This is a genomic window from Pseudomonas sp. GW821-FHT09C10 (assembly GCF_059418085.1).
The window spans coordinates 805,101-811,843 of the sequence record NZ_JBWKPE010000001.1; the positions used below are offsets into that span (position 1 = coordinate 805,101).

General features: G+C 65.5%; 5 protein-coding genes and 1 pseudogene. All 6 read left to right on the forward strand.

The window, feature by feature from the left end; genetic code table 11:
- The first annotated feature begins 2 nt into the window (after positions 1 to 2).
- Positions 3 to 935, forward strand: coding sequence for a DUF58 domain-containing protein (locus tag AC07OT_RS03690; protein ID WP_027608569.1), 933 nt, complete (start codon positions 3 to 5; stop codon positions 933 to 935).
- Positions 932 to 1,426, forward strand: coding sequence for a DUF4381 domain-containing protein (locus AC07OT_RS03695; protein ID WP_065927988.1), 495 nt, complete (start codon positions 932 to 934; stop codon positions 1,424 to 1,426). The genes AC07OT_RS03690 and AC07OT_RS03695 overlap by 4 nt, the downstream gene beginning before the upstream one ends.
- A complete protein-coding gene (locus tag AC07OT_RS03700; protein WP_065942027.1) occupies positions 1,419 to 2,507 on the forward strand; it encodes a vWA domain-containing protein in 1,089 nt (362 codons plus the stop codon). The genes AC07OT_RS03695 and AC07OT_RS03700 overlap by 8 nt, the downstream gene beginning before the upstream one ends.
- On the forward strand, positions 2,504 to 4,243 hold the full coding sequence (locus AC07OT_RS03705) for a tetratricopeptide repeat protein (RefSeq protein WP_495107508.1): 1,740 nt from the start codon (positions 2,504 to 2,506) through the stop codon (positions 4,241 to 4,243). The genes AC07OT_RS03700 and AC07OT_RS03705 overlap by 4 nt, the downstream gene beginning before the upstream one ends.
- Positions 4,240 to 5,880, forward strand: a complete 1,641-nt coding sequence (locus tag AC07OT_RS03710; protein ID WP_495107509.1) for a BatD family protein — start codon at positions 4,240 to 4,242, stop codon at positions 5,878 to 5,880. The genes AC07OT_RS03705 and AC07OT_RS03710 overlap by 4 nt, the downstream gene beginning before the upstream one ends.
- A gap of 202 nt (positions 5,881 to 6,082) precedes the next feature.
- Positions 6,083 to 6,743, forward strand: a pseudogene (locus AC07OT_RS03715) (YncE family protein); the annotation flags it as partial.

Genomic DNA, 6,743 nt, shown 5'->3' on the forward strand with positions numbered 1-6,743 from the left:
CGATGAACGCAAGCGATGGGGTGCGCGTCACGCTCAGCGAGCTGATCGAGATGCGCCACCGCGTGCGCGAAGTGCAGCTGTTTTCCACGCCAAGCCAGCGCAGCCCGCTGATCGGCCTGCACCACTCCAAGCTGCGCGGGCGCGGTGTCGACTTCGACCAGGTGCGCGTGTACCAGGCCGGCGACGACGTGCGCACCATCGACTGGCGCGTCACCGCGCGCACCCAGGAGCCGCACACCAAGCTGTTCCACGAAGAACGCGAACGCCCGATTTTCATCATGGTGGAGCAAAGCTGCCGGCTGTTTTTCGGCTCGGGGCAGATGTTCAAGTCGGTGCTCGCCGCTCAAGCCGCCAGCCTGATCGGCTGGGCCGCGTTGGGGCACAACGACCGCGTCGGCGGGCTGGTGTTCGGCGACAACGAGCACTACGAAATCAAGCCGCGCCGCAGCAAGCAAAGCCTGCTGCAATTGCTCAACCGCCTGGTGCGCGTCAACCAGAGCCTGGACACCGAAAGCCGCCCGGAGGCCGACGCCCTGGGCATGGCCCTGCGCCGTGGCCGCGAAGTGCTGCGTCCCGGCAGCCTGGTAATCGTGATCTGCGACGAACGTGCCCTCACCGAGGGCGCCGAGCAGCAATTGAGCCTGCTGTCACGCCATTGCGACTTGCTGCTGTTGCCGATCTCCGACCCGCTGGACCACGCCCTCCCCGCCGCAGGGTTGCTGCGTTTTGCGCAACGCGGGGCGCAATTGGAACTGGATACCCTGAACTTCGATTTGCGCCAGGCCTACAAGGCCCAGGCCGAAGCGCGCATCGCCCGCTGGGAACTGCTCGCGCAGAAACTGCGGATCCTGCTGATGCCCCTGAGCACCCAGAGCGAAATGGTCGAACAACTGCGCGAATACCTCAACCCGCAACGCCCGGTTAAAAAGCAATGAGCAGCCTCGACCAACTGCAACCGCTGATCGCCCCGCCGCCCATCGGCTTCTGGCCGCCCGCGCCGGGCTGGTGGCTGTTGCTGCTGGTCATCCCGTTGCTGGGTTGGGGGTTGTGGTCGCTGCGCCGCTTCTTGCCGACTCGACGCCCCCTGGCCCGCGCCGAACAACCGCTGGACCCGCTGCGCATCGCCGCCCTGGCGGAATTGGCGCTGATGCCCAAACCCTACGATGGCGCGCCCGCCGGTGCCTGGCTGCAACAGCTCAATGGCCTGCTCAAGCGCCTGTGCCGCAACGACTATCCCTATAGCCAGAGCCATACCCTCAATGGCCGCAAATGGCTGGCATTCCTCGACAACCGTTGCCCGGCCGCCGGCCTCACGCGCTGGATGGTGCTGGTGGAGGGTGCCTACAAACCCGAATGCAAACTCGACGACAAGGCCATCGCCGGCCTGACCCAAGCGGTCGACACCTGGATTCGCAAACATGTTTGAGTTCGCCTGGCCATGGATCTTCGTCCTGTTGCCCTTGCCCTGGGTGATGCGGTTCATCCTGCCGGCGGCCGACAGCGGCGAGCCCGCCCTTAAAGTCAGCTACCTCGGCGATCTCGAAAGCCTGGCCCGCCGCCGCGCGCGGGTGAACCTGCCGGGCTGGCGCCAACAGGCGCCCTTCGTGGTGCTGTGGCTGCTGCTGCTGAGCGCCGCTGCGCGCCCGGAATGGCTGGGCGAACCACTGCCGATTGCCGCCAGCGGCCGCGATTTGCTGGTGGCGGTGGACGTGTCCGGCTCCATGGACTTCCCCGACATGCACTGGCAGGACGAAGACGTCAGCCGCCTGAACCTGGTCAAGCACCTGCTCGGCGACTTCCTTGAAGGCCGCGAAGGCGACCGCGTGGGCCTGATCCTGTTCGGCAGCCAGGCCTACCTCCAGGCGCCGCTGACCTTTGACCGCCGCACCGTGCGCACCTGGCTGGATGAAGCGCGCATCGGCATCGCCGGCAAGAACACCGCCATTGGCGATGCCATAGGCCTGGCGCTGAAACGCCTGCGCCAGCGGCCTGCGCAAAGCCGCGTATTGATCCTGGTTACCGATGGCGCCAACAACGCCGGGCAGATCAACCCACTGACCGCCGCGCGCCTGGCGGCCGAAGAAGGGGTGAAGATCTACCCCATCGGCATCGGCGCCGACCCCGAGCAAACCGGTTCCCTGGGCATCCTTGGCGTCAACCCGAGCCTGGACCTCGACGAGCCGGCACTCAGGGCGATTGCCGAGGCCACCGGCGGCCAATACTTCCGTGCCCGCGATGGCCAAGAGCTGGAAGCGATCAAGCAGACACTGGACAAACTCGAGCCTGTCGAACAACAACCGACCCAGGCGCGCCCGGCGCTAGCGCTGTACAGCGGACCGCTGGCCCTGGCGCTGATCCTGAGCATGTTGCTGGTGATCCAGGAACGCTGGCCGAACAACGCCCTGCAACGCGGGTTCAACAAACTGTCGAGCAAGGGGATTTTCCTGCAACAGCATCCGGAATGGCGCCAGCGCCTTAAACGACTGCGTCTGCGGAGGCGTCGATGATCGACCTGTGGCCGCATTGGTTCCGCCCCTGGTGGCTGTTGCTGCTGCCGCTGCTCGGCTGGTTGCTGTGGCAGCTGTGGCACCGGCAAAAGCGCGCCGGGCGCTGGCAGATGATCCTGCCGCCGGCCTTCCACGCCGTGCTGCTCAGCGGTGGCAACGGGCGCGAAAGCAAATCGCCGTGGGTGTTGCTGGGCCTCGCCTGGCTGTTGGCCGTGCTGGCGTTGCTGGGTCCCAGCTGGCAACGGGTTGAACAAACCAGCCAGAAACCCTCCGACCCGTTGGTGGTGCTGCTCGAACTGACCCCGGAAATGCTCGCTACCGACAGCCCGCCCAACCGCCTCGAACAGGCACGGCGCAAACTCTACGACTTGTTGCAGGCGCGCAGTGATGCGCAAACCGCCATCGTCGTCTATGCCGGCAGCGCCCACACCCTGGTGCCGCTGTCGGACGACCTGGCCACCAGCCGCAACCTGCTCGAAGCCCTGCGCCCCTCGATCATGCCGGAGTCCGGCCATCGTGCCGACCTGGCCGTGGAGAAAGCCCTGGACCTGCTCAAGCATGGCGGCCTGGGCCAGGGTCGCCTGCTGCTGGTCGGCTCTTCGCTGTCCAAACAGGAACGCCAGGGCATTCGCCTGCTGCTGCAGGGCAACCAGGCGCCGAGCCTGTCGATCCTGGGCATCGGCAGCCGTGAAGGCACGCCGGTGACCCAGGAAAGCGGCGAATTCCTCAAGGACGAACAAGGCGCGATCCTGGTACCACGCCTCGACAGCCCGACGCTCAAGGCCTTCGCCAGCGAAATGGGCGGCCGCTACCGGGCCGCACGCCTGGACGATAAAGACCTGCGCCAGCTCGGCGTGCTGGATCCGCCCCAAGCCCTGCGCAACGACGGCCAGTTGCTGCACCTGGACACCTGGGCCGACCAGGGTTACTGGCTGCTGCTGCCGCTGTTACTGCTGGCCGCCTGCGCCGGGCGGCGCGGCTGGTTGTTCTTTTTACCGCTTCTGCTGTTGGGCACGCCGCAACCCAGCTATGCGTTTGAATTCCAGGATTTGTGGCTGCGTCCGGACCAGCAAGGCCAATACCTGCTCAAGCAGAAACGCCCCGCCGAAGCCGCAGAGCACTTCCAGGACCCGCAGTGGCAAGGCGTCGCCCTGTACGCGGCCGGCAACTATGCCGAGGCCATCAAGCGATTTGCCGAGGGCAATGACGCCTATTCCCACTACAATCGCGGCAACGCCCTGGCCAGGTCCGGTGAACTCGAAGCGGCCATCGACGCCTACGAACAAGCCCTGGAAGCCCAGCCCGACCTGCAACCGGCGCTGAAAAACAAGGCCCTGGTAGAAGCCCTGATCCAGGAACAGACAGAACCCGAGCCGCAAACGCAGGCAAAAAACGAGGATGACGAAACCACCCAACCCGGCCAAACTGCGCAACCGGGCGCCACTGGGAAAAATGCCACAGGTGGCGAGCAGTCGTCCAAAGGCCAGGGCGAAGCCGGCACCAGCGATACCCAGACCGGCACCCCGCCGCCAGCCGCTGGCAACGACGTGCCAGGCAGCGAGTTGGGCGATGAGCACACCACCACCCCGCCGCTGCTTGCTGCCGACGCCAACCTCGACGGTGAACACCGCCAGGCCCTGGAACAATGGCTGCAGGAGATCCCGGACAATCCCGGCGAACTGCTGCGACGCAAATTCTGGTACGAACAGCAACAGCATCAGGACAAGACTCGATGAGCCGCCGCACCACCCTTCTGCTTCTGCTCGCGTTGTCGGCAGGCCACGCCCAGGCGGCCAGCCTGGTCGCCAGCGTCGACCGCAACCGCCTCAATTCCGGGGAAACGGTGGAACTGACGGTGGAGTCCAGCGATGTCACCCAGTTCGGCAAACCCGACCTGTCGCCCCTGGATGCTCAGTTCGAAGTCAGCGGCACGCGCCAGCTCAACCAACTCACGACGTTGGGTGGCGATAACCATGCGACGACCCGCTGGATCATTACCCTGCTGCCCAAGCAGAACGGCACGGTGGTGATTCCGCCGCTGCAAGTGGGTGAGTACACGACCCAGCCGATCAGCCTGCAAGTGCTGGAAACCACCAGCCAGGACACCAACGCCGAACTGGCCCCGGTGTTTGTCGAAGCCAACCTCGACCAGACCAGCGTGTACGTCCAGGCCCAGGCACTGTTGACCGTGCGCGTGTACCACTCGGTGTCGCTGTATGACGACAGCAGCTTGACGCCGTTGCAGATCCCCGATGCCCGTGTCGAACAGTTGGGCGAGTCGCGTACCTATGAAAAGGTCATCAACAGCATTCGCCATGGCGTGATCGAAACCCGCTACGCGATCTACCCGCAGCACAGCGGCACCCTGGAGATTCCCTCGCAGACGTTCAGCGCCACGCTGGTGGAGTCGCGTCCGCCCCAGGAAAACACGCTGCAGGGCACCAAGCCCGGCAAGCTGATCCATGTGAGTTCGGCGGCGCTGCCACTGGCGGTCAAGCCCAAGCCTGCGCTGTACCCCGTCGATGCCCCCTGGCTGCCGGCTCGCAGCCTTACGCTCACCGAGAGCTGGAACCCGGAGCCGGAACATGTACAAGTCGGCGACTCCCTGACCCGCAGCCTGACCGTCAAGGCCGAGGGCCTGTCCAGCGCCCAACTGCCCGCCCTGCCCAGCACCGACATCAACGGCCTGCGCCGCTACCCGGACCAGCCGGTGCTCGGCAACCAGACCAGTGACCGTGGTCTGATCGGCAGTCGCGAAGACCGTGAGGCCCTGGTGCCCAACCGTGTCGGCGCCCTGGAACTGCCCGCCGTCGAGGTGGTGTGGTGGAACACCCACGAAGACCACCTGGAGCGCACCAGCCTGCCGGCCCGCACCCTGCAAGTGGCCAACAACCCCAGCCTGGCGGTGGACACGCCGGCCACGCCGACCATCATCACCGCACCGGACGACAGCCGCCTGTGGCTGTGGCAACTCAGCACCCTGCTCCTGGCCTGCACCACCCTGCTGGGCTTCGGCCTGTGGTGGCGTGCCCGCTGGCAACCGGCGGTACTGCGCGCCGCGCAAACCGGCCCGAGCCCGCGCACCCTGCTCGACGACCTCAAGCGTGCCACCCAGGCCAACGACCCCCAGGCCACCCGCCAGGCGCTGGATGCCTGGGCGCGGCAACAGCCGGAAACGTTGGCGGATATGGCGGCGCGGTTTGTGCCGCTGTCGGATGCATTGGATGGGCTCAACGGCGCGCTCTACAGCGAGAGCGGTCAATACTGGCTGGGCGAAGAGCTGTGGCGTGCGGTCAAAGCCATCCCGATGACCGAGCGCGAGCAGGACCCGACGACCGATACCACCAGCTTGCCGCCGCTGTATCCCAAATAAGCCCTGCTGCCTCCAGCGATGGAAACCGTCCCAGGGCCGGCGCGACCGCCCACTTGATCGGCGCCTGCAGGTCAACCCCGGCAACCACTCGTCGCCACTGTCAATTCTGACAGCTAGACGCCCCTCCCCACCGGGTGTCTGATTTTCCTTGCCTGAACGCGTCCTTTTACTCGCGCACGCCCTCCAGCAAGGAGTCTCTTTCATGTCCGACCGACCCGTAGATCCAGCCTGCGAGTGTCATTCGATGGATGACACCCCAACCCCGGCGACCGCCCAAGAGCTTGTTCCCTTTACGCCTGCCGCGGTGCAGACGACAGGCCCCCAGCGGGTCGAAAACCTCGACGAGCCGTATTCCGCCTACCCGTCAATTTCACTGCACGCCTCCCTGTACCCTGAAAACGCCCCCATCGGCCTGGGCATTCGTCATGTGCGTCCTTACGCGCATTTCATCTTTGAAAAGTGGCGCCTCTGGTCGGAGTACGACTATTACGCCCTCTACCTCGATGACCTGCTCAATGCCGTGGCCGCAGACATCGTCCTCGACGACCTGCCCCGTTACGAGCTGTTTGTGCCAGAGGAGCATGTACCTGAAGGCGAAGTGCCGATGTACGGCCGGGTATTGCGCGCAGGTACCTTCCAGGAAAGCACCTCGCCGCTGCAGACCCTCCTGATCAAGACCACTCGTCCCGGCGGCACCGATCGCGACCCGGGCAGCGCCTGGCACACCGGCCTGGTCATGACGGTCGAGGGCCTGCCCGAAGGTTCGACGATCGATCGATTGATTGTCGGTGCTGGCGTGTGGTGCCTGATTGAGCGGTATGAACATATCCGCCAGAACGACCGCATCGAGCTGTCCTGGGATG

Excerpts from the sequence above, each read along its gene's own strand:
- AC07OT_RS03705 (WP_495107508.1), top strand. The coding sequence starts at position 2,504 with ATGATCGACCTGTGGCCGCATTGGTTCCGCCCCTGGTGGCTGTTGCTG.
- AC07OT_RS03690 (WP_027608569.1), top strand. The coding sequence starts at position 3 with ATGAACGCAAGCGATGGGGTGCGCGTCACGCTCAGCGAGCTGATCGAG.
- AC07OT_RS03695 (WP_065927988.1), top strand. The coding sequence starts at position 932 with ATGAGCAGCCTCGACCAACTGCAACCGCTGATCGCCCCGCCGCCCATC.
- AC07OT_RS03710 (WP_495107509.1), top strand. The coding sequence starts at position 4,240 with ATGAGCCGCCGCACCACCCTTCTGCTTCTGCTCGCGTTGTCGGCAGGC.
- AC07OT_RS03700 (WP_065942027.1), top strand. The coding sequence starts at position 1,419 with ATGTTTGAGTTCGCCTGGCCATGGATCTTCGTCCTGTTGCCCTTGCCC.